Here is a 20,472-nt window from a genome sequence, read left to right as displayed (position 1 = left end):
ACATATCCATGGCCATACGCCGCGCCCTTGACTGCCTACTTCAGGAGCTGGCGGGCCATCACCATGCGCTGGATCTGGTTGGTGCCCTCGTAGATCTGGGTGATCTTGGCGTCCCGCATCATGCGCTCCACCGGGAAGTCCTTCGTGTAGCCGTACCCGCCCAGCAACTGCACCGCGTCCGTGGTGATCTCCATGGCCGCGTCCGAGGCGGCGCACTTGGCGGCGCTCGACAGGAACGTCAGGTCCTTCTGGGGCTCGCCGTGCATCGCGCGTTCCGACTTCGCGGCCGCGTGATACGTGAGCTGCCGGGCCGCCTCCAGTTTCATGGCCATGTCGGCCACCATGAACTGCAGGCCCTGGAAGTCGGCGATCGGCCGGCCGAACTGCTTGCGCTCCTTCACGTAACCGATCGCGTAGTCCAGAGCGCCTTGGGCGATGCCCAGGGCCTGGGCGGCGATGGTGATGCGGGTGTGGTCCAAGGTCGCCAGAGCCGTCTTGAAGCCGGTGCCGGGGGCGCCGATCATGCGGGTGGCGGGGATTCGGACGTTGTCCAGGATGACCTGGCGGGTCGGGGAGCCCTTGATGCCGAGCTTGCGTTCCTTGGGGCCGAAGGAGACGCCCTCGTCGGACTTCTCCACGACGAAGGCGGAGATGCCGCGGGCGCCGGCTGACGGGTCCGTGACAGCCATCACCGTGTAGTACTCGGAGACGCCGGCGTTCGTGATCCACATTTTGGTGCCGTTGAGGATGTACGAATCGCCGTCCGCCACCGCCCTCGTCTTCATCGCGGCGGCGTCCGAGCCGGCCTCCGGCTCCGACAGCGCGTACGAGAACATGGCCTCGCCCCTTGCCACCGGCGCCAGGTAGCGGGACCTCACCTCCTCCGAGGCCGAGAGGAGGAGCGGGACGGTGCCGAGCTTGTTGACGGCGGGGATCAGGGAGGTGGACGCGCAGGCGCGGGCCACCTCCTCGATGACGATCACCGTCGCCAGCGCATCCGCCCCCGCGCCGCCGTACTGCTCAGGAACGTGCACGGCGTGCATGTCCGCCGCCACCAGCGCCTTGTAGACGTCCCAGGAGAACTCCTCGGTCTCGTCGGCCTCCGCGGCATGCGGGGCGATCTTCTCATCGGCCAGGGCCCGGACGGTCTCCCTGAGCATGTCATGCTCTTCGGCGAGCGCGTAAAGAGGGAAGCTCATGCGGTAGATACTAGGACGTCCGAGCATCTTGTTACCAGCCGGTACGGTTTGCGGACGGGCACCCGTGGCACGTAGCTGGTAGCGAAAGGCCGGTAGCATGCCTGCGCGATCGAAAGGAGCTCACTCGTGCCATATCGCCTCACGGTGATCGGGACCGGATACCTGGGCATCACGCATGCGGCATGCATGGCGGATCTTGGATTCGAGGTCCTAGGCCTCGACATCGACGCCGACAAGGTCCGCCGCTTGAACAGCGGTGAGCTCCCGATCCATGAACCGGGCCTGGAACCCGTGCTCCGCCGTGGGCTCGACTCCGGCAGGCTTCGCTTCACCACCTCCTACGAGGAGGTCGCCGAGTTCGGCGACGTGCACTTCATCTGCGTCGGCACACCGCAGAAGCGCGGCGAGTACGCGGCCGACGTCTCCTACATGGACGCCGCGATCGAATCCCTTGCCCCGCTGCTGGACCGGGAGTGCCTGGTCGTCGGCAAGTCGACGGTGCCCGTGGGCACCGCGGAGCGGCTCGCGGACAAGATGGCGCGCCTGGCCCCGGCCGGCGTCGAGGCCGAGCTGGCGTGGAACCCCGAGTTCCTGCGGGAGGGGTTCGCCGTGCAGGACACCTTGCACCCGGATCGGATCGTGTTCGGCGTCCGTACGGAACGGGCGGAGAAGGTGCTGCGTGAGGTGTACGAGCCGCTGGGCGAGGTTCCGATCGTGGTGACGGATTTCGCCACGTCCGAGCTGGTCAAGACGGCCGCCAACGCCTTCCTGGCCACGAAGATCTCTTTCATCAACGCCATGGCCGAGGTCTGCGAGGCCGCGCATGCCGATGTCCAGCAGCTGTCGGAGGCGCTCTCGTACGACGACCGGATCGGTGGCCGTTACCTGAACGCCGGACTCGGGTTCGGCGGCGGTTGCCTACCCAAGGACATCCGGGCGTTCATGGCCCGCGCCGGTGAGTTGGGCGCGGACCAGGCGCTGACGTTCCTGCGCGAGGTGGACGCCATCAACATGCGGCGGCGCGCCCGCATGGTGGACCTGGCCAGGGTGCTGGCGGGCGGTTCCTTCCATGGGTGCACCGTGGGCGTCCTGGGAGCGGCGTTCAAGCCGAACTCGGACGACATTCGCGACTCGCCCGCTCTCGACGTCGCGGTCACCATTGGCCACCAAGGCGGACAGGTCACCGTCTACGACCCGATCGCGCTCGACAACGCTCGCAAGGCGCATCCCGAGCTGCACTACGGCGCGTCGGCTGTCGAGGCGGTTCGCGGGGCGCATGTGGTGTTGCTGCTCACGGAGTGGCAGGAGTTCGTGGACCTCGATCCGGAGGAACTGGGCGCGGTGGTCGCCGCCCGGCGCATCGTGGACGGGCGCAACGCGCTGGACGCTGAGACGTGGCGGTCGGCCGGCTGGCACTACCGGGCCCTGGGCCGGCCGTAAGGCCTCCCGCCCCGGTCAGAGCTCGGCGGCCTCGGCACGCAGGCGCTCACCCTTGGCGTACGCCTGCTCCTTGAGCCGCTCCTGGAACTCCTCCATGCGCCGGCGAAGATCGGCGTCGGACGCGGCGAGGATGCGTACGGCCAGCAGGCCCGCGTTGCGTGCCCCGCCCACCGCCACCGTGGCGACCGGGACCCCGGCCGGCATCTGGACGATCGACAGCAGAGAGTCCATGCCGTCGAGGTATTTCAGCGGCACCGGCACCCCGATCACCGGCAGCGGCGTCACCGACGCCAGCATGCCGGGCAGGTGCGCGGCCCCGCCGGCGCCCGCGATGATCACCTGGAGGCCCCGCGAGGCGGCCTGACGGCCGTATTCGATCATCTCGGCCGGCATGCGGTGCGCGGACACGACGTCCGCCTCGAACGGCACGCCGAACTCCGCCACCGCCTCCGCCGCGGCCTTCATCACCGGCCAGTCGGAGTCGCTGCCCATCACGATGCCGATTTTCATGTGTATTCCCCGGTGGTCAGGTAGACGGCGGCGTGGCGAGCGCGGGCGCGGACCTCGTCCAGGTTGGAGCCGAGGGCGGTCACGTGGCCGATCTTGCGGCCGGGACGCACCTGCTTGCCGTAGAAGTGCACCTTGATGCCGGGGTCGTGGGCCAGCACGTGCTCGTAGCGCTTGAACAGGTCGGGGTCGTCGCCGCCCAGCAGGTTGACCATGACGACGGCCTGGGCGGTCATCGTGGGCGAGCCGAGCGGCAGATCCAGCACGGCCCTCAGATGCTGCTCGAACTGCGACGTCCGCGCGCCCTCGATCGTCCAGTGGCCGCTGTTGTGCGGCCGCATGGCCAGCTCGTTGACCACCAGACCGCGGGCCGTCTGGAACATCTCGACCGCCAGCAACCCGGTCACCCCCAGCTCGTGGGCGATCTTCAGGCCGATGCGCTGGGCCTGCGCGGCGTCCTCCTGGTCGAGATCGGGGGCGGGCGCGAGCACCTCGACGCAGATGCCGTCCTGCTGCACGGTCTCCACGACCGGGTAGCTGACGCCCTGGCCGTGCGGCGAGCGGGCCACCAGCACCGCCAGCTCCCGCTCGAACGGCACGAACGCCTCGGCCATGAGCTCGGTCCCGGACGCGAACGCCTCCTCCGCCTCGGCGGCATCAGCGCACACCCACACGCCGCGGCCGTCGTAGCCGCCGCGCACCGCCTTCAGCACCACGGGCCAGCCGTGCTCGTCCGCGAACCCCGAGACGTCCTTCGCCGACGACACCCGCGCCCAGGCCGGGCAAGGCACGCCGATCGCGGTCAGCCGCTCGCGCATGGCCGCCTTGTCCTGTGCGTGCACGAGGGCGTCGGCCCCCGGGTGAACGGCGTGGCCGCTCTTCGCCAGAGCCCTGATGTGCTCGGTCGGGACGTGCTCGTGGTCGAACGTGATCGCGTCGCAGCCTTGGGCGAACTCGCGAAGAACGTCCAGATCGCGGTAGTCTCCGATGCGCGTGTCGACGATCACCCGTGCGGCGCTCTCGTCCGGGGCACCGGCGAGCACCCGCAGCTCGACGCCGAGTGCGATGGCGGGCGGCTGCGACATCCTGGCCAGCTGGCCGGCGCCGACGATGCCGACGACCGGGCCGATGGGGTGGTATGAACTCACGCCAGGTGAGCTTACCGGGACGCAACGATGACTAACCCACCGCTCGCATCCATAGGGTCTAGGCGTGAACGACACGCCCACCACTGGAACCACGCCCACCACTGGAACACTGCACCACGTGGAGATCTGGGTCCCGGATCTGCCACGGGCGATCGGCAGCTGGCAGTGGCTGCTGGAAGCGCTCGGCTACACCGTGTTCCAGGACTGGGCGGGCGGCCGTAGCTGGCGGCTGGGGCCGACCTACCTGGTGATGGAGCAGTCGCCCGCCCTCACCGCCGACCGCCACGACCGCCGCCGCCCCGGCCTGAACCACCTGGCCTTCCACGTGGAGAGCCGCACCCGGCTGGATGCCCTGGTGGAGCAGGCCCCGGCGTATGGCTGGACGCTGATGTTCCCCGATCGCCATCCGTACGCCGGCGGCGAGCAACACTACGCCGCGTACCTGGAGGACAAGGACGGGTTCGAGATCGAACTCGTCGCCTTCGACCGGCCAGGCCCTTCCTGAGCCCGCGGAACGGCGGTTCGTCATCTGCCGAGGAGGTGACGGGGCTGGGCGGTCGTTCCGGGTCGCCTCGCAGGCACGGCCGCCCAGCGACCTGCACCGCAGCGTAATGGCAGCCGATCGGAATTGCCGCCTATTGGACGACATTTCTAAACCGGCTCTTGACGCGGTAAGTTCATCCGTCTGACACCGGCCCTACATCGTGACCGGTACGCTGGGATGACCAGCAGCAGCACGGAAGGGACCGAGCAGAGACGTGGACTTCGTTAAACGCCTCTACGAGCGGTTCGCAGCCCTTGTGCATGAGCTGGCCAAGTTCGGCAGCATCGGCGCCGTCGCCTTCGTCCTCGACACCGGGGTCTACAACCTTTTCCTGCTGGGGCTGGAGTGGGGGCCGCTGACGTCCAAGGTCCTGGCGACCACGATCTCGGCGACATTCGCCTACGCGGGCAATCGCTTCTGGACGTTCCGGCACCGCGAGCAGAGCGGGCTCGGGCGCGAATACTTCCTGTTCTTCCTGCTCAACGGCATCGCACTGCTGTTCGGGCTGCTGGTGATCGGCTTCACCAAATACACGCTCAACCTGGACGACGGCCTCAGCCTCAACATCGCCAACTTCTTGGGCGTCGGGCTCGGCACGCTGTTCCGCTATTGGTCTTACAAGAAGTGGGTGTTCTTGGAGGCCACCGAGCCGATCCCGGTCGAGCTGCCCGAGGCCGTCAGGCAGGACCGCTGACGACCCGGCTCCTGCTGTCTTCGTTCGCCGGGCGCAGGAAGATGGCGAACGTCGCGGGACGGCGGCGCACGAGCTCCAGCCGGCCGCCGTCGGCGGCGGCCAGCGCGCGGGCGAGCGTCAAGCCGAGGCCGGTCCCCCCGCCGCCGCTGACGTTGCGGTCGAAGATCTTGGGGGCGATCTCGTCGGCGATGCCGGGGCCCTCGTCGGCGACCTCGATCACCACGTAGTTGTCGCCGCTGCTGGTGGTGATGGTGACGGCGCCACCGCCGTGGCGCAGGGAATTCTCCAGCAGGGACGCGATCACCTGGCCGAATCCGCCGGTCGTGGCCATCGCCATCAGCTCTCGCGCACCCTCGAGCCGCAGCATGCGTCCCGCGTCCCTGAACACCGGCTCCCACTCGGTGATCTGCTGGCCGAGCACGATGTCGATGGCGACCGGTTCGGCTTGGGCGTGGCGCTGGCGGCGGGCCGCCGACAGCAGCTCATCGATCACGGCGGTCAGCCGCTCCGCCTGCACGATCGCCGCCTCGCCCTCCTCGCGTACCACCTCGGGGTGGTCGGAAGCGGCGACGATCTCCTCCAGGCGCATGGTGAGGCCGGTCAGCGGGGTGCGGAGCTGGTGTGAGGCGTCGGTGGCGAACTCGCGCTCCCTGGTGAGCAGGTCGGAGATGCGGGTGGCGCTGCGATCGAGCACCTGGGCCACCCGGTCGAGCTCGGGTATGCCGTAGCGGTGTTTGCTCGGCCGCGCGTCGCCGGAGCCCAACCGTTCGGCGATCTTCGCGAGGTCCTGCAAGGGCAGTGTCAGCCGCCGGGACTGTACGACGGCCAGACTCACGGCCACCGCCAGGGCGGCCACGGCCAGGGCGACGATGAGGAGCAGGCGGGCCCGGACATCCCGCTCAACCTGATCGCGGTCACGACTTATCCGGACGTAGACGCCCGTGTTGGTCTGCGCATCCTCTGTCATCAGGTGACCGGACGGCGGCGGCGTGCCGACCACGGTCACCCGAAGGGGGGTTCCGCGCTCCCAGATCTGTATGTACCTGCCTGGGTATTTCTGCTCCAGTTGCTGGGGATCCAGCGGTGTCTCCTGCACGCGGGCATACTCGACCTCTCCCACGAGGCGTTTTGCCTCAGCCCCGAGCTCTTGAGCCGCCTCGTCGACGATCAGGCGGCTCACCACGACGCCCAGGGGGACCCCCAGCAACAGGACCGCGATAACCGCGACGACCAGGGTGGAGGTGAGCAGTCGACGGCGCATCCGCCTACTCGCGTTCGAACCGGAAGCCGACTCCCCGGACGGTCGTGATGTAGCGAGGCTTGGCGGCGTCGTCGCCTAGTTTGCGGCGCAACCACGAGATGTGCATGTCGAGTGTCTTGGTGGAACCCCACCAGTTGGTGTCCCACACCTCGCGCATGATCTGCTCGCGGGTGACCACCTTGCCGGCGTCCCGTACGAGCACGCGCAGCAGGTCGAACTCCTTGGTCGTGAGATGAAGCTCTTTCTCCCCCATCCAGGCGCGCCGCGAGTCGGCGTCGATCCGCACCCCCTGGACGACCGGGGTCTCGGAGGTGCCGCGACGTAGCAGCGCGCGTACTCGGGCCAGCAGCTCGGCCAGCCGGAACGGTTTGGTGACGTAGTCGTCCGCGCCGGCGTCGAGCCCGACGACGGTGTCGACCTCGTCGACGCGGGCGGTGAGTATGAGAACTGGAGTGCCGTGGCCTTCGGCCCGGATCCGGCGGGCCACTTCCAGGCCGTCCATCTCTGGAAGACCAAGATCAAGAACAATGAGGTCGATGCCGCCCGACAGTGCCCTCTCGAGGGCCTGTGGGCCATCCGGGCTCACCTCGACCTGATAGCCCTCACGGCGCAGAGCGCGCGCAAGAGGCTCAGAGATCGAGGTGTCGTCCTCGGCTAGAAGTACGCAGGTCATGAAGCGATCGTAGGACCTTAGGCGATCGTTTCCCGGGCACAGCGCGCAGTTTGACTCGTCATTGACCTATCTATTGACCTGGGCAAACACGACTAAAATACGGTTGGTCGTGATTAAATTACCGTGGCTTTCCGGGGGAGATCATTGGCTGATCATGCCCAGCGCCGGAATTCTTAACCGTCCGCCGCGCAGACGGGCGGTCACGTCCTTCCTTGACGGTATCGTCGCGGGCAATTTTGCGCTCTGTGTCGTATGACCTGTTCGCCGCGGGGAACTGCACCGATCCTCATCCAGGACATACTGCGGGGGAAAGGGAAGAACGATCATGTCAACGACTACTGACGAGTTCGCCGAGCGCCTGTTCCAGGCGTCGCTCGGCACCATCGAGGTCCTCTCCGTGCACATCGGCGACCGCATGGGCTGGTACCGTGCGCTGGCCGCGCACGGCCCGGCCGGCCCGGACGAGTTGGTCGCGCGGGCCGGCGGCCACGAACGCTACGCCAGGGAATGGCTGGAGCAGCAGGCCGCCTACGGGATCCTGGAGGTCGCCCCGGACGGCCGCTTCGTGCTGCCGAAGGGCGCGGCCGAGGTGCTGACGAACGAGGCCAGCCTGGCCTACCTCGCGCCGCTGGCGCGGATGCTCGCGGGCGCCGCCGTGCAGATGCCCGCCCTCCTGGAGGCGTACCGGAGCGGCGGTGGCGTCGGCTGGGCGGAGTTCGGGCCGGATGTGCGGGAATCGCAGGCCGACATGAACCGGCCGTGGTTCGAGCACGCGCTGCCCGGCGCCCTGGCCGGCGTGCCGGACCTCGACGCCGCGCTGCGCCGCCCCGGCGCCCGCATCGCCGACGTCGGCTGCGGCGGTGGCTGGTCGACCATCGCGCTGGCCAGGGCGTACCCGGAGGCGATGGTGGAGGGCGTCGACATCGACGCGCCGTCGATCGAGCTGGCCGAGCGCAACGCGGCCGCCTCAGGTCTCGGCGAGCGGGTCTCGTTCCGCCGTGTCGACGCCGCGACCTTGGGCGACGGCCGGTACGACGCCGTCTTCGCCTTCGAGTGCGTGCACGACATGCCACGGCCGGTGGACACGCTGGCGGCGGTGCGGCGCGCGGTCGTGCCCGGCGGGCCTGTCGTCATCATGGACGAGGCCGTGGGCGAGTCCTTCGCGGGCCCGGCTGACGACACCGAGCGGCTCATGTACGGCTTCAGCCTGCTCATCTGCCTGCCGGACGGGATGAGCGAGCAGCCGTCGGCCGGGACCGGAACCGTGCTGCGGCCGGACACGCTGCGGCGCTACGCGCGAGAGGCCGGGTTCGGCGACATCGAGGTCCTGCCGATCGAGGACTTCGGCTTCTGGCGCTTCTACCGGCTGATCCCGTAAGCCGCGAAGCCGTCGCGCCAGGACACGTACTCAGGCGTCCAGCCGAGGCGCTTACGGGCGTAACGATTGTCCGCGCCGCGAGCGAACCCGTTCCGCGGCGCGTCGTCCTCCGGCGGCGCGGGCGCGCCGACGGCACGGCAGAAGGCGGGCAGCCAGTCATGTGCGGGCGCGGGCTCGTCGTCACAGACGTTCACCGGACCGGACGGCCATTCCAGGGCCTGTACGGCGGCGGCCGCCGCGTCGTCGACGTGCACGAAGCTCGTCACGTCCGCATCGGCTACGAGCGCGCCCGAGCGAGCCTGCTCCGCCCGTAGCCCGCGCGGCTCGAACCAGGTGCCGGGGCCGTAAAACATCCCGTAGCGCAGCACCACCCACGCCGGTAGCTCCCGGACCGCCGACTCCAAGCTCGCCACCGCCTCGACCATGGGCCGGCGTGCCTCGGGCGCGTGCACGTCGAGTGGGGTCTCCTCGGCGGCGGGGTCGTCGCCCGGCTCGTACACCCACGCGATGCTCTGCGCCACGATGCGCCGCACTCCAGCCGCCCGGGCCGCGTCGACCAGGTTGCGGGTGCCGATCTCGCGGAGCCGGCTGTTGGCGGCGAAGTCACCCCCGCTCAGATCCGTCAGCTGGTGCATCACGACGTCGGCGCCGGACTCACGCACCGCGGCCCGCAGCGCGGCGGCGTCGTACACATCCACCTGCACGGGAACGGCGCCCAGGTCCCACAGCAGCGCGGCCTTCGCCTCGTCACGGGTCGTCGCGGTCACCGTGTGCCCCCCGGCAACCAGCAGCGGAACGATCCGGCGGCCCAGCACACCGGTGCCGCCGGCCAGGAAGACATGCATGGTCATACCGCGCCACGCTACGACGTCGCCGGTCCGCGGAAATAGTCCACTTGACCCGCATTCCCATGGACCACTTAGTTACCGTTGTCCCTCATGACAGGTATGAACTGTTGCTGGCGCTCGCTATCGAACCTGTGGTTACCCATAGAACTGTGGTCGGTTCGCGCTCGGCCGATCAGTTGCACTGAACGTAATCGGACGGTAATGTTCGGTCACAGCCGGGTGCCCGACTGGCATTCGGTCCCCGCCCCCATTGGTGTCCGTCACCAAGGGGACAGCGTCCGGCGGGGCGGTGGCCCAAGAGCTGCACTCCATCCAGGAATGCGGAGTCAGGCCCCGATAACGCGGTTCTCAGCCACGGTCCGCCCGGCTCGCCGGACGGACGCAGCATCGGCTTCCACCGGATCGCTTCCCGGCCCTGGTCGGCATGCGACGAGGTTACGCTGATGTCCGTTAACACAGAGAAGCGAAGACGCTTGACGCTCTGGTACGACCGGCCCGCGATCGATTGGGAGACCGAGGCGCTGCCGATCGGCAACGGGGCGCTCGGCGCGATGATCTTCGGCGGCACGGCACTCGAGCAGATCCAGTTCAACGAGAAGACCCTGTGGACGGGAGGGCCGGGGTCGCGGCAGGGCTACGACTTCGGCAACTGGACCGCCCCGCGCCCCGGCGCGCTTTCCGAGGTCCGCGAGCGGCTGGACCGCGATGGGCGGATGGACCCGGAGGAGGTCGCGGCCAGGCTGGGCCAGCCGAAGTCGGGCTTCGGGGCGTACCAGACCTTCGGCGACCTGTGGCTGGACCTGCCCGCGGGCCCGACCGCGACCGGCTACCGCAGGGAGTTGAGCCTGCGCGAGGCCGTGGCCGGGGTGACGTATACGGCCGGCGGGGTGCGGCACACGCGCGAGTACTTCGCCAGTCACCCGGGCAACGTGATCGTCGGGCGGATCTCGGCCGACCGGCCGGGCGCGGTGGAGTTCACGTTGCGGGCGTCCTCGCCGCACGACGACAAGCGGATCAGCGTCGCGGACGGGCGGCTGACGATGCGCGGGGCGCTGGCGGACAACGGGATGGTGTTCGAGGCCCAGGTGCAGGTGATCGTGGAGGGCGGCACTCGGGTGGACGAGGCCGATCGCATCACGGTCGCCGGGGCCGACAGCGCGGTGTTCATCCTCTCAGCCGGCACCGACTACTCCCCCGTCTACCCGGCCTACCGGGGCGAGGACCCGCACGACGCCGTCACCGCGAGCGTGGACAAGGCGGCTGCGCAGGGGTACGACGCGCTCAAGCAGGCGCACCAGGACGACTACGTGCGGCTGTTCGACCGGGTGGAGCTGGACCTCGGGCAGGAGACGCCGCAGGTGCCGACGGACCGGCTCCGGGCGGCCTACACCGGCGGCGACTCGGCCGCCGACCGCGCGCTGGAGGCGCTGTACTTCGCCTACGGACGCTATCTGCTGATCGCCTCCTCGCGGGCGGGGGCGCTGCCGGCGAACCTGCAGGGCGTGTGGAACGACTCCACCAGCCCGGCCTGGGCGGGCGACTATCACGTCAACATCAACCTGCAGATGAACTACTGGCCCGCGGACGTGGCGAACCTGGCCGAGACCGCGCAGCCGTACGACGACTACGTGCGGGCCCTGATGGCGCCGGGCCGGCGGACAGCGCGGGAGATGTTCGAGGCGGACGGGTGGGTGGTGCACAACGAGACGAACCCGTTCGGGTTCACCGGCGTGCACGACTGGGCCACCGCGTTCTGGTTCCCCGAGGCGGCGGCCTGGGTGGCACAGCACCTGTACGACCGCTACCGGTTCAGCGGGGACGCCGGCTACCTGCGGGAGAGCGCCTATCCGGTGCTGAAAGGGGCGGCCGAGCTCTGGCTGGACACGCTGCACACCGACCCGCGGGACGGGACGCTCGTCGTATCCCCCAGCTACTCGCCCGAGCACGGGGATTTCTCCGCGGGGGCGTCGATGTCGCAGCAGATCGTCTGGGACCTGTTCACGAACATCGCGGAGGCGGCGGACATCCTGGACGTGGACGCCGAGTTCCGCGCGCGGGTGCTGGACGCGCTGGAGCGGCTGGATCCCGGGCTGCGGATCGGGTCATGGGGCCAGTTGCAGGAGTGGAAGGCCGACTGGGACGAGCAGGACGATACGCACCGGCATGTCTCGCATCTGTTCGGACTGCATCCCGGACGGCAGATCGTCGCGGAAAGCCCTGAGGGCGAGGCCGCCAAGGTCACGCTGGCGGCCCGGGGCGACGGCGGCACGGGGTGGAGCAAGGCCTGGAAGATCAACTTCTGGGCGCGGCTGCTCGACGGCGATCACGCGCACCGGATGCTGGGCGAGCTGCTCACGCACTCGACGCTGGACAACCTGTGGGACACGCATCCGCCGTTCCAGATCGACGGCAACTTCGGGGCCGTCGCGGGGATCGCGGAGATGCTGGTGCAGAGCCACCACGGGGTGATCCACGTGTTGCCGGCGCTGCCGCCGGCCTGGCGTACGGGGTCGGTGCACGGCCTGCGGGCCCGCGGCGACCTGACCGTGGACGTCTCGTGGCGCGACGGGGTCGCCGAGAAGGTGACGCTGCACGCGGGACGTGACGGGGAGATCAGGGTGCGGGCGGCCGTCGAGGGCCCGGTGTGGGACGGCGCGAGCCGTTCCGGGGACATGTGGAGCTGGGAGGCGCAGGCCGGAGAGTCGTACACGATGGGCGGGTGAGCCGGGCCCGCCCGCCCCATCGGCAGGGTCAGTCGTCGACGGAGGGCGGCTCGGCGTAGCGGGCCAGGTAGAGCTGGATGCCCAGGCTGTTGATGAGGCCGAGCTCGGTTTCCAGATAGTCGATGTGCTGTTCCTCGTCGCGGAGGATGTCCTCGAAGATGTTGGCCGAGGTGATGTCGCCCTTCTCGCGCATGAGGGCGATCGCCGGGCGCAGCCGCTGCACCACCGACATCTCCACTTCCAAGTCGGCCCTGAGCTGCTCTTCGACGGTCTGCCCGATGTGCAGGGTGCCTAGTCTCTGGTAGTTGGGGAGGCCCTCCAGAAAGAGGATGCGATCGGTGAGGCGCTCGGCGTGGCGCATCTCGTCGATCGACTCTTCCCGGGTGTGCTCGGCGAGTTTGGTGTAGCCCCAGTTTTCCTGCATCTTCGCGTGCAGGAAATACTGGTTGATCGCGGTGAGCTCGGCGGTCAACTGTTCGTTGAGCAACTCGATGATCTGCTTGTCGCCCTGCATGTGACGGGCCCCTTGCTGCTATCCGGCTATGCGGTCGTCAGTTCTTCCGACCGTTTCAGGATCGCACAGATCTTCCGCACACATCGGGCACAGTCCCCACCAGCCCCGGTGGTGTCGCGAATCTGCTTCGCGCTCGTCGCCCCCGAGGCAATGCAGTCGTGCACTTCGTTCTCGGTCACAGCACGACAAATGCACACGTACATCCAGGGACGGCCTCTCGCCAGGAGTTGGGATGCCAAGGTTAGGCACACCTAAGATATCCCACTTTGGTAAGGCTTGCCTACGTTAGGTGGGACACACTCCTGTATCCCTGTGCGATCGGAAGATTACGGCTTGTCCCAATCAGTGCCCTCGGGCGATCCACTCCTCCAGATGCGGGGCCTCGGCGCCGATCGTCGTGGAGTCGCCGTGACCAGTGTGCACGACCGTTTCGGGTGGCAGCGCCAGCAGACGCTTCCTGATCGACTCGATGATCGTGTCGAAGGAGGAGTAGGAGCGGCCGGTCGCGCCGGGCCCGCCCTTGAACAGCGTGTCGCCGCTGAACAACGCGCCGAGCTCGCCCGCGTGCACGCAGACCGCGCCGGGCGCGTGGCCGGGGGTGTGCAGGATCTCCAGCACGCAGCCGCCGACCTCGATGCGCTCGCCGTCGGTCAGCGGCTCGTACGGCACCGCGTCGGAGTACTCCATCTCCCACAACACCTGGTCGGCGGGATGCAGCCGAATCGGCGCCCCGGTCAGCTCGGCCAGCGGCCGGGCGGCGTTGATGTGGTCGTTGTGCGCGTGCGTGCAGATGATGGCCTTGACCGCGCGCCCGCCGACCCGCTCGGCGATCGTGGCGGCGTCGTGGGCCGCGTCGACGATCACCACCTCGCGCGCGTCACCGACGAGCCAGACGTTGTTGTCGACCTCCCACGTGCCGCCGTCCAGCGAGAACGTGCCTGAGGTGATGACCCGGTCGATCATTTAGAACGTCACCACCGAACGCAGCACCTCGCCCCGGTGCATCTTCGCGAACGCCTCCTCGACCTGGCCGACCCCGATCGTCTCCGACACGAACTTGTCGAGCGGCAGCCGGTTCTGCAGGAACAGGTCGATGAGCATCGGGAAGTCACGGCTCGGCAGGCAGTCGCCGTACCAGGACGACTTCAGCGACCCGCCGCGGCCGAAGACGTCCAGCAGCGGCAGCTCCAGCTTCATCTCCGGCGTCGGCACGCCGACCAGGACCACGGTCCCGGCCAGGTCGCGGGCGTAGAACGCCTGGATGTAGGTCTCCGGCCGGCCCACCGCCTCGATGACCACGTCCGCGCCGAAACCGCCGGTCAGGTCGCGAACAGCCTCGATCGGGTCGTTCTCGCGCGAGTTGACCGTGTGTGTGGCGCCGAAGCCACGCGCCCACTCCAGCTTGCGGTCGTCCACGTCCACCGCGATGATCGTGGCGGCGCCGGCCAGCGATGCGCCGAGGATCGCCGCGTCGCCGACCCCGCCGCAGCCGATCACGGCCACGCTGTCGCCCCGCGTCACCCCTCCGGTGTTGATCGCCGCGCCGATCCCGGCCATCACCCCGCACCCCAGCAGCCCCGCGACCTGCGCCGGGGCCTCGGCCGCGACCTTGGTGCACTGCCCGGCCGCGACCAGCGTCTTCTCCAGGAACGCGCCGATTCCGAGGGCCGGGGACAGCTCGGTGCCGTCCTTGAGCGTCATCTTCTGGGCCGCGTTGTGCGTGCTGAAGCAGTACCAAGGGCGGCCGCGCAGGCAGGCCCGGCACTGGCCGCACACGGCGCGCCAGTTGAGGATCACGAAGTCGCCCGGCTCCACCTCGGTGACTCCGGGCCCGACCGCCTCGACGACGCCCGCGGCCTCGTGACCGAGCAGGAACGGGAAGTCGTCGCTGATCCCGCCCTCCCGATAGTGCAGGTCGGTATGGCAGACCCCGCAGGCCTGCACGTTCACGACGGCCTCACCCGGCCCCGGGTCCGGCACGAGGACCGTCTCGAGGGAAACTTCCTGGCCCTTACCTCGGGCGATGACGCCCTGCACTTCGTACGGCATGGCAGCCATCTTGTGTCAGGAGGATGATCTCCGCAAGACATAGGGCTGCACCACGCCGAGGCCTCTGGCCGGGCGGCGTCGCATCTTGTGCACCTCGTAGCCGTCCAGCCCGCCGGCCAGCTCCTGGTCCACCAGAACGGTGCCCGGGCGAGCGATCGCGGTGAGCCTGGCGGCCAGGTTGACGGTGGTGCCGAAGACGTCGCCCATCACCGGCAGCACCGGCCCGTAGGCCATGCCGATGCGCAGCTCCTCCGCCTCGACCAGGTCGAGCGCGATCGCCGCCGCCTGCGCCGGGGTCGGCGCCGTGAACAGCACCTCGTCGCCCAGCGTCTTGACCAGCCTGGCGCCGTGCGTGGCCACCACGTCGGAGGCTCGCGACTCGAACCCTTCCACCAGCTCCGCCAGCTCCCGCTCGTCCAGCTCGCGGGCGCGCCGGGTGAACGAGACCAGGTCCGCGAACCCCACCGCCATCGATACGCGCGTCGGCACCAGCTCGTCGTGGCCGTCGGCGAGCGCCAGCAGCCGGGTGCCGGCCGCGGCGAGCTGGGCCCGCCAGACGTGGATCAGCACGTGCTCGAAGTCCGGCAGCAGCTCCTGCGCCGTGTCGAGTACGTCGGCCAGGTCGCCCTCGTCGGGATCCCGCGGCAGCATCGACCCCGTCATGATCTCCGCCTGCCACTGGGCAAGCCTGGCCGTGGTCTGGCCGAGCGCGCGGGCCATGCGGACGACCGTCTCCTCCTCGAGCAGGCCGCTGTCGAGCATGCTGCGCACCCGGCGCAGCGCGTCGACGTCGGCGTCGGTGAACGCCGCGTCGTCATCGGCGCGCTGGGCGAAGCCGAGCGCCCGCCAGATGCGCCCCGCCAGCTCCGGCGACACGCCGGCCAGGCCCGCGACCTGCGCGCGTGTGTAGCGGCGAGGCAGGCCGAGGAGCCGGAGCTCGATCTCCTCGGCGGTCGGCCGCCCCCGCGAGCCCGGGCTCAACGGCCGTCGACTTCGCCGTCCGAGGCGTCCTCGACGAGCCTGAAGATGTCAGTGCGGACGTCCTGGATCTTCGGGATGTCCCGGAGCACGATCTCGCCCCGCTCGCCGGCGGACTCGACGGTCAGCGTGCCGCAGCCGAGCAGGCGCTCGGCGAACGTCTGGTCGGAGCTGACCGTGTTGACCTTGGCGATCGGGATCTCGTCGGTGGACTTGTTGAGCACGCCCGTGCTGATCGTGAAGCGGTGCGTGGTGAGCACGTAGCCGGTGTTCTTCCACTGCAGGTAGGGCACGAACGACCAGATCGTCAGCAGGACGAGCGCGATGACGACGACGGCGATCCTGGCGTAGAGAGCGAACTCCCACTCAGGTATGAACCACAGCGCCGCGCCCGAGGCCGCGGCGATGAGAATGAGCGCGAGGAGCGGGCCGATGAGCCGCTTCCAGTGCGGATTGAAGGATCGGACGCGCCGCTCACCCTGCGTCAGATGATGGTCGGGAAGGGTCATGGCGCACATCGTGCCACCATCGCCGCCCGGCGGCTACGCGGACGACGCAAACCGGCTCATCCCGCGATCCGTACGTGCACGACGTCGCCCGCGCTCAGCGTGTGACGTTCGCCCTCGCTCGCCACCTGCAGGTGGCCGGAGGCGTCGACGCCCGTCGCCTGCCCGATCAGCACCTGCCCGCCGGGCAGGTCCACCCGCACCAGGCGGCCGATCGTAGCGCTGGCCGCCAGGTAGGCCGAGTGCAGCCCGGAGGCCTCGGCGTCACCGCCGGCCGCCGTCCACTCCCTGTAGTGGGTCTCGACCTCCCTGAGCACGGCCCTGAGCAGCGGATCCCGGTCCACGCACGCCGCCTGCTCGATGGCCAGCGACGTGGCCGTCTCGACGGGCAGCTCCTCGGGCCTGAGCGACACGTTGAGCCCCATGCCGATGACGATGGCGTCGCCGGCCCGCTCGGCCAGCACGCCGGCCAGCTTGCGCTCGCCGATCAGCAGGTCGTTGGGCCACTTCAGGCGGACGTCCACCTCGGCCAGCCGGCGCACGGCCGAGGCGGCGGCGACGCCGTACAGGAGTGAGAGCCAGCCCTGCGTGGCCACCGAGACCTGCGGTCGCAGCAAGATCGAGAACGTCAGCCCGGAGCGAGGCGGTGCCGACCAGGTGCGGGCCAGCCTGCCGCGGCCGGCGAGCTGCTCCTCCGCCACCAGCACCGCGCCCTCGGCGGCTCCCTCCTGTGCGGCCTTGGCCAGGTCGGAGTTGGTGGAGCCGGTGCTCTCCACGACGGTGACGCCCGTCCACAGGCTGCCGGGGCGGACCAGGGCGCGGTTGAGCGCCGCCGCGGAGAGGGGCGGCCGGTCGAGGTCGGAGTAGCGCATTCTCATATCTTCGCAGGAGGGAGGATGGAGACATGAGCAGCAAGCGTCTGGATCCGCGTAACTGGGCGTCCTGGCGGCCGTTCGGCATCGGGTTGCGCAAGCCGAACAATTACCTGGAGCTGTGGAAGGCGTTCAGGTCCGTCAAGGGCAACAGGCGCTACGCGTGGCGGATACTCAACCAGGGCACCTGTGACGGGTGCGCCCTGGGCACGCAGGGCATGCGTGACTGGACGATGGACGAGATCCATCTGTGCAACATCAGGCTGCGGCTGCTGCCGCTCAACACAATGCCGGCCATGGACGTCTCCGTGCTGCGCGAGGTCTCCGGGCTCGCCGGCAAGAAGAGCGCCGAGCTGCGAGAGCTCGGCCGGCTGCCCTATCCGATGCTGCGGCGGGCCGGGGAGGCCGGATTCACCCGCATCTCGTGGGACGAGGCGTTGCGGGTGGCGGCGGAAGGGCTGCGGGGAACACGGTTCGGGGCTTACCTGACCAGTCGCGGCATGCCCAACGAAAACTACTACGCGGCACAGAAGGCGGTGCGCGCGCTCGGCACCAACAACGTCGACAACGCCGCCCGCATCTGCCACTCACCGTCCACCGTCGCACTCAAGCAGACCATCGGCGCGGCCGCCACGACCTGCTCCTACAGCGACTGGATCGGCTCGGACCTCATCGTCTTCATCGGCTCGAATCCGTCGAACAACCAGCCGGTGGCGATGAAATACCTCTACCACGCCAAGAAGGAGGGCACCCGGATCGCGATGGTCAACGCCTACCGCGAGCCCGGCATGGACAAATACTGGGTGCCGTCGAACGCCGAGTCCGCGGTGTTCGGCACGAAGATCACCGATGAGTTCTTCGGCGTGAACGTGGGCGGCGACATCGGCTTCCTCAACGGCGTGCTCAAGCACCTCATCGAGAACGACTGGGTGGACAAGGCATTCGTGGACCAGCGGACGAGCGGCTTCGAGGACGTGCGGCGGGCCGTCGCCGGCCAGTCGTGGGAGGAGCTGGAAGCGCTGTCCGGCGCCTCGCGTGACGACATGCTCCGCCTGGCCAGGATGCTGGGCGAGGCCCGGTCGGCGGTGCTCGTGTGGTCCATGGGGATCACCCAGCACGCCTACGGCGAGGACAACGTGCGGGCGATCGTCAACCTGGCGCTCGCTCGCGGCTTCGTCGGACGGGACAAGTGCGGGCTGATGCCGATCCGTGGGCACAGCGGTGTGCAGGGCGGGGCGGAGATGGGCGCGTACGCGACCGGGCTGCCGGGCGGGCTGCCGATCACACCAGAAAACGCCGCGAAATTTACGGACATGTGGGGATTCGAGGTGCCGGACACGCCCGGCCTGACCGCCACCGACATGATCGACGCCGCCCACCGCGGGGACCTCGACGCGCTGGTCTCCTCGGGCGGCAACTTCCTGGAGGTGCTCCCCGACCCGGCCTACTGCCGCGAGGCCCTGTCGCGGCTGCGGCTGCGGGTGCACATCGACATCGTGTTGTCGTCGCAGATGCTCGTGCCGGGCGAGGGCGACGTGCTGCTGCTGCCCGCCCAGACCCGCTACGAGATGGTCGGCGGCGTGACCGAGACCTCCACCGAGCGGCGGATCATCTTCTCACCGGAGGTGGAGGGGCCGCGGATCGGCGAGGCGTGGCCGGAGTGGAAGATCTTCACGGAGCTGGCCGCCCAAACGCGCCCTGAAATTTCGGCAAAAATCCGCTTCACCGGCACACCCCAGATCCGCGCCGAGATCGAGAAGGCCGTTCCCTTCTACGAGGGCATCGCCGGCCTGTCGAAGTTCGGAGACAACGTCCAGTACGGCGGCCGCCACCTGTTCGCCGACGGCCGTTTCCAGACCCCGGACGGGCTCGGCAGGTTCTCCGCAGTCGAGCCGCCCGCGCTGGAACGCCCCGATGGGACCTTCATGGTGGCCACCAGGCGCGGCAAGCAGTTCAACAGCATGGTCCACGAGCGACGCGACGCCTTCAACAACGCGGTGCGCGAGGCCGTGCTGATGAGCGCGTACGACGCCGACCGCCTGGGCCTGCCCGACGGCGCCAGAGTCGAGCTACGCTCGGGCGGGCGAACATACCAGGGCAGGGTCCTGCGGGCCCCGCTCATGCCCGGCAACCTGCAGATTCACTGGCCGGAGGGCAATGTGCTGCTGGATGAGTCCCGCCGCTCGCCCCAGGCGCGCATCCCCGACTACAACGCCCTCGTCACCGTGCGGCCGCTATGACGAGGCGACCCGGCCCCACCACCCGCGCCAGGATCCGGGAGCTCAACGGCTCCGTCGCCAGGGACCGCCGCGACGACCTGGCCACGGAGGAGCCGCTGGAGATCCGGCTCACCGCGCCGGACGGCGAGCGCAAGACCGTCGCCATCACCATGCGCACGCCGGGCCACGACTTCGAGCTGGCCGCCGGGTTCCTGCACGGCGAAGGGCTCGTGCGGCCCGGCGACGTCGCGGCCATCGTCTACTGCACCGACGAGGACCTCCCGCCGGAGGCCCGCTACAACACGGTCACCGTACGTCTGCGCGGCCCCATCCCCGACCTGCCCGCGCTGGACCGGCATTTCCTCACCTCCAGCGCGTGCGGCGTCTGCGGCTCGGCCAGCCTCGACGCGCTGCGCGACCGCTGCGTGCCCCTCCCGGAGGGCTCGCTGCGGCTCACCCCCGACATCCTGTACGGGCTGCCGGACACGCTCCGCCGCGCGCAGGGCGTGTTCGGCAAGACCGGCGGACTGCACGCCGCGGGGCTGTTCTCGGCCACCGGCACGCTGGTAGCGGTGCGTGAGGACGTGGGGCGGCACAACGCGGTGGACAAGCTGGTCGGCTGGGCCGCGATGGCGGGGCGGCTGCCGCTGGCCGAGCATGTGCTCATGGTCAGCGGCCGGGCCAGCTACGAGATCATGCAGAAGGCCCTCGCCGCCGGGATCCCGGCGGTGTGCGCGGTGTCGGCGCCCTCGTCGCTGGCCGTGGAGCTGGCCAGGGAGTTCGGCATGACGCTGGTGGGCTTCCTGCGCGGGGAGCGCTGCAACGTGTACGCGGATCAGGAACGGATCACGCCATAGTTATGGAATGAAGCATTCCGTTCTGATACTCTTGGAACAGAACAAACCGTTCCGAGAGGATG

Annotated in this window: 20 protein-coding genes; 7 read left to right on the top strand and 13 right to left on the bottom strand. The window is 69.3% G+C overall.

What is annotated here, in order from left to right; all coding sequences use genetic code 11:
• Positions 1–35: 35 nt before the first annotated feature.
• On the bottom strand, positions 36–1,199 hold the full coding sequence (locus tag Q9G87_RS32270) for an acyl-CoA dehydrogenase family protein (protein ID WP_305920301.1): 1,164 nt from the start codon (positions 1,197–1,199) through the stop codon (positions 36–38).
• 126 nt (positions 1,200–1,325) lie between these two features.
• Between Q9G87_RS32270 and Q9G87_RS32265 the strand changes: the two genes are divergently transcribed.
• Entirely contained in the window at positions 1,326–2,639 is a 1,314-nt protein-coding gene (locus Q9G87_RS32265; RefSeq protein WP_305920300.1) for a UDP-glucose dehydrogenase family protein, read from the top strand.
• Between the two features lie 15 nt (positions 2,640–2,654).
• Here the strand turns inward: Q9G87_RS32265 and purE are convergent, their stop codons facing one another.
• Entirely contained in the window at positions 2,655–3,149 is a 495-nt protein-coding gene (purE, locus tag Q9G87_RS32260) for a 5-(carboxyamino)imidazole ribonucleotide mutase (protein ID WP_305920299.1), read from the bottom strand.
• On the bottom strand, positions 3,146–4,294 hold the full coding sequence (locus Q9G87_RS32255; RefSeq protein WP_305920298.1) for a 5-(carboxyamino)imidazole ribonucleotide synthase: 1,149 nt from the start codon (positions 4,292–4,294) through the stop codon (positions 3,146–3,148). The genes purE and Q9G87_RS32255 overlap by 4 nt, the downstream gene beginning before the upstream one ends.
• Positions 4,295–4,358: 64 nt before the next feature.
• Here Q9G87_RS32255 and Q9G87_RS32250 point away from each other — a divergent pair, with 64 nt between their 5' ends.
• Positions 4,359–4,799, top strand: a complete 441-nt coding sequence (locus tag Q9G87_RS32250) for a VOC family protein (protein WP_305920297.1) — start codon at positions 4,359–4,361, stop codon at positions 4,797–4,799.
• Positions 4,800–5,052: 253 nt separating this feature from the next.
• The gene (locus tag Q9G87_RS32245) at positions 5,053–5,532 is read left to right on the top strand and encodes a GtrA family protein (RefSeq protein WP_305920296.1); all 480 of its coding nucleotides are present in this window, start codon (positions 5,053–5,055) and stop codon (positions 5,530–5,532) included.
• On the opposite strand, the gene Q9G87_RS32240 is transcribed toward Q9G87_RS32245, so the two are convergent.
• Both Q9G87_RS32240 and Q9G87_RS32235 read right to left on the bottom strand, forming a co-directional pair.
• Positions 5,516–6,793, bottom strand: coding sequence for an ATP-binding protein (locus Q9G87_RS32240; protein WP_305920295.1), 1,278 nt, complete (start codon positions 6,791–6,793; stop codon positions 5,516–5,518). The genes Q9G87_RS32245 and Q9G87_RS32240 overlap by 17 nt on opposite strands.
• 4 nt (positions 6,794–6,797) lie before the next feature.
• Complete coding sequence (locus Q9G87_RS32235) at positions 6,798–7,466, bottom strand: response regulator transcription factor (protein ID WP_043620820.1); 669 nt, start codon at positions 7,464–7,466, stop codon at positions 6,798–6,800.
• Between the two features lie 325 nt (positions 7,467–7,791).
• On the opposite strand from Q9G87_RS32235, the gene Q9G87_RS32230 reads away from it, so the two are divergent.
• On the top strand, positions 7,792–8,844 hold the full coding sequence (locus tag Q9G87_RS32230; protein ID WP_305920294.1) for a class I SAM-dependent methyltransferase: 1,053 nt from the start codon (positions 7,792–7,794) through the stop codon (positions 8,842–8,844).
• On the opposite strand, the gene Q9G87_RS32225 is transcribed toward Q9G87_RS32230, so the two are convergent.
• A complete protein-coding gene (locus Q9G87_RS32225; RefSeq protein WP_305920293.1) occupies positions 8,826–9,695 on the bottom strand; it encodes an NAD-dependent epimerase/dehydratase family protein in 870 nt (289 codons plus the stop codon). The two genes, Q9G87_RS32230 and Q9G87_RS32225, sit on opposite strands and share 19 nt — an antisense overlap.
• 440 nt (positions 9,696–10,135) lie before the next feature.
• Between Q9G87_RS32225 and Q9G87_RS32220 the strand changes: the two genes are divergently transcribed.
• Positions 10,136–12,415, top strand: a complete 2,280-nt coding sequence (locus Q9G87_RS32220) for a glycoside hydrolase family 95 protein (protein WP_305920292.1) — start codon at positions 10,136–10,138, stop codon at positions 12,413–12,415.
• Positions 12,416–12,443: 28 nt separating this feature from the next.
• On the opposite strand, the gene bfr is transcribed toward Q9G87_RS32220, so the two are convergent.
• The 7 genes from bfr to Q9G87_RS32185 form a co-directional block, all read right to left on the bottom strand.
• A complete protein-coding gene (gene bfr, locus Q9G87_RS32215; protein ID WP_305920291.1) occupies positions 12,444–12,929 on the bottom strand; it encodes a bacterioferritin in 486 nt (161 codons plus the stop codon).
• Between the two features lie 26 nt (positions 12,930–12,955).
• Complete coding sequence (locus Q9G87_RS32210) at positions 12,956–13,132, bottom strand: (2Fe-2S)-binding protein (RefSeq protein ID WP_127939836.1); 177 nt, start codon at positions 13,130–13,132, stop codon at positions 12,956–12,958.
• Positions 13,133–13,271: 139 nt separating this feature from the next.
• Entirely contained in the window at positions 13,272–13,892 is a 621-nt protein-coding gene (locus Q9G87_RS32205) for an MBL fold metallo-hydrolase (protein ID WP_305920290.1), read from the bottom strand.
• On the bottom strand, positions 13,893–14,978 hold the full coding sequence (locus Q9G87_RS32200; protein WP_305920289.1) for an S-(hydroxymethyl)mycothiol dehydrogenase: 1,086 nt from the start codon (positions 14,976–14,978) through the stop codon (positions 13,893–13,895).
• A gap of 15 nt (positions 14,979–14,993) precedes the next feature.
• Entirely contained in the window at positions 14,994–15,959 is a 966-nt protein-coding gene (locus Q9G87_RS32195) for an adenylate/guanylate cyclase domain-containing protein (protein ID WP_305920288.1), read from the bottom strand.
• Entirely contained in the window at positions 15,956–16,465 is a 510-nt protein-coding gene (locus tag Q9G87_RS32190; protein ID WP_305920287.1) for a PH domain-containing protein, read from the bottom strand. Before Q9G87_RS32190 ends, Q9G87_RS32195 begins: the two co-directional genes overlap by 4 nt.
• A gap of 56 nt (positions 16,466–16,521) precedes the next feature.
• A complete protein-coding gene (locus Q9G87_RS32185) occupies positions 16,522–17,334 on the bottom strand; it encodes a biotin--[acetyl-CoA-carboxylase] ligase (RefSeq protein ID WP_305920286.1) in 813 nt (270 codons plus the stop codon).
• 32 nt (positions 17,335–17,366) lie between these two features.
• Here Q9G87_RS32185 and Q9G87_RS32180 point away from each other — a divergent pair, with 32 nt between their 5' ends.
• On the top strand, positions 17,367–19,574 hold the full coding sequence (locus Q9G87_RS32180; protein ID WP_305920285.1) for an FdhF/YdeP family oxidoreductase: 2,208 nt from the start codon (positions 17,367–17,369) through the stop codon (positions 19,572–19,574).
• Complete coding sequence (gene fdhD / locus Q9G87_RS32175; RefSeq protein WP_305920284.1) at positions 19,571–20,410, top strand: formate dehydrogenase accessory sulfurtransferase FdhD; 840 nt, start codon at positions 19,571–19,573, stop codon at positions 20,408–20,410. Before Q9G87_RS32180 ends, fdhD begins: the two co-directional genes overlap by 4 nt.
• Positions 20,411–20,472 lie beyond the last annotated feature (62 nt).

This window comes from Nonomuraea turcica (assembly GCF_030718205.1).
Classification (GTDB): Bacteria; Actinomycetota; Actinomycetes; order Streptosporangiales; family Streptosporangiaceae; genus Nonomuraea.
This window is presented reverse-complemented; position numbering and strand designations above follow the sequence as displayed.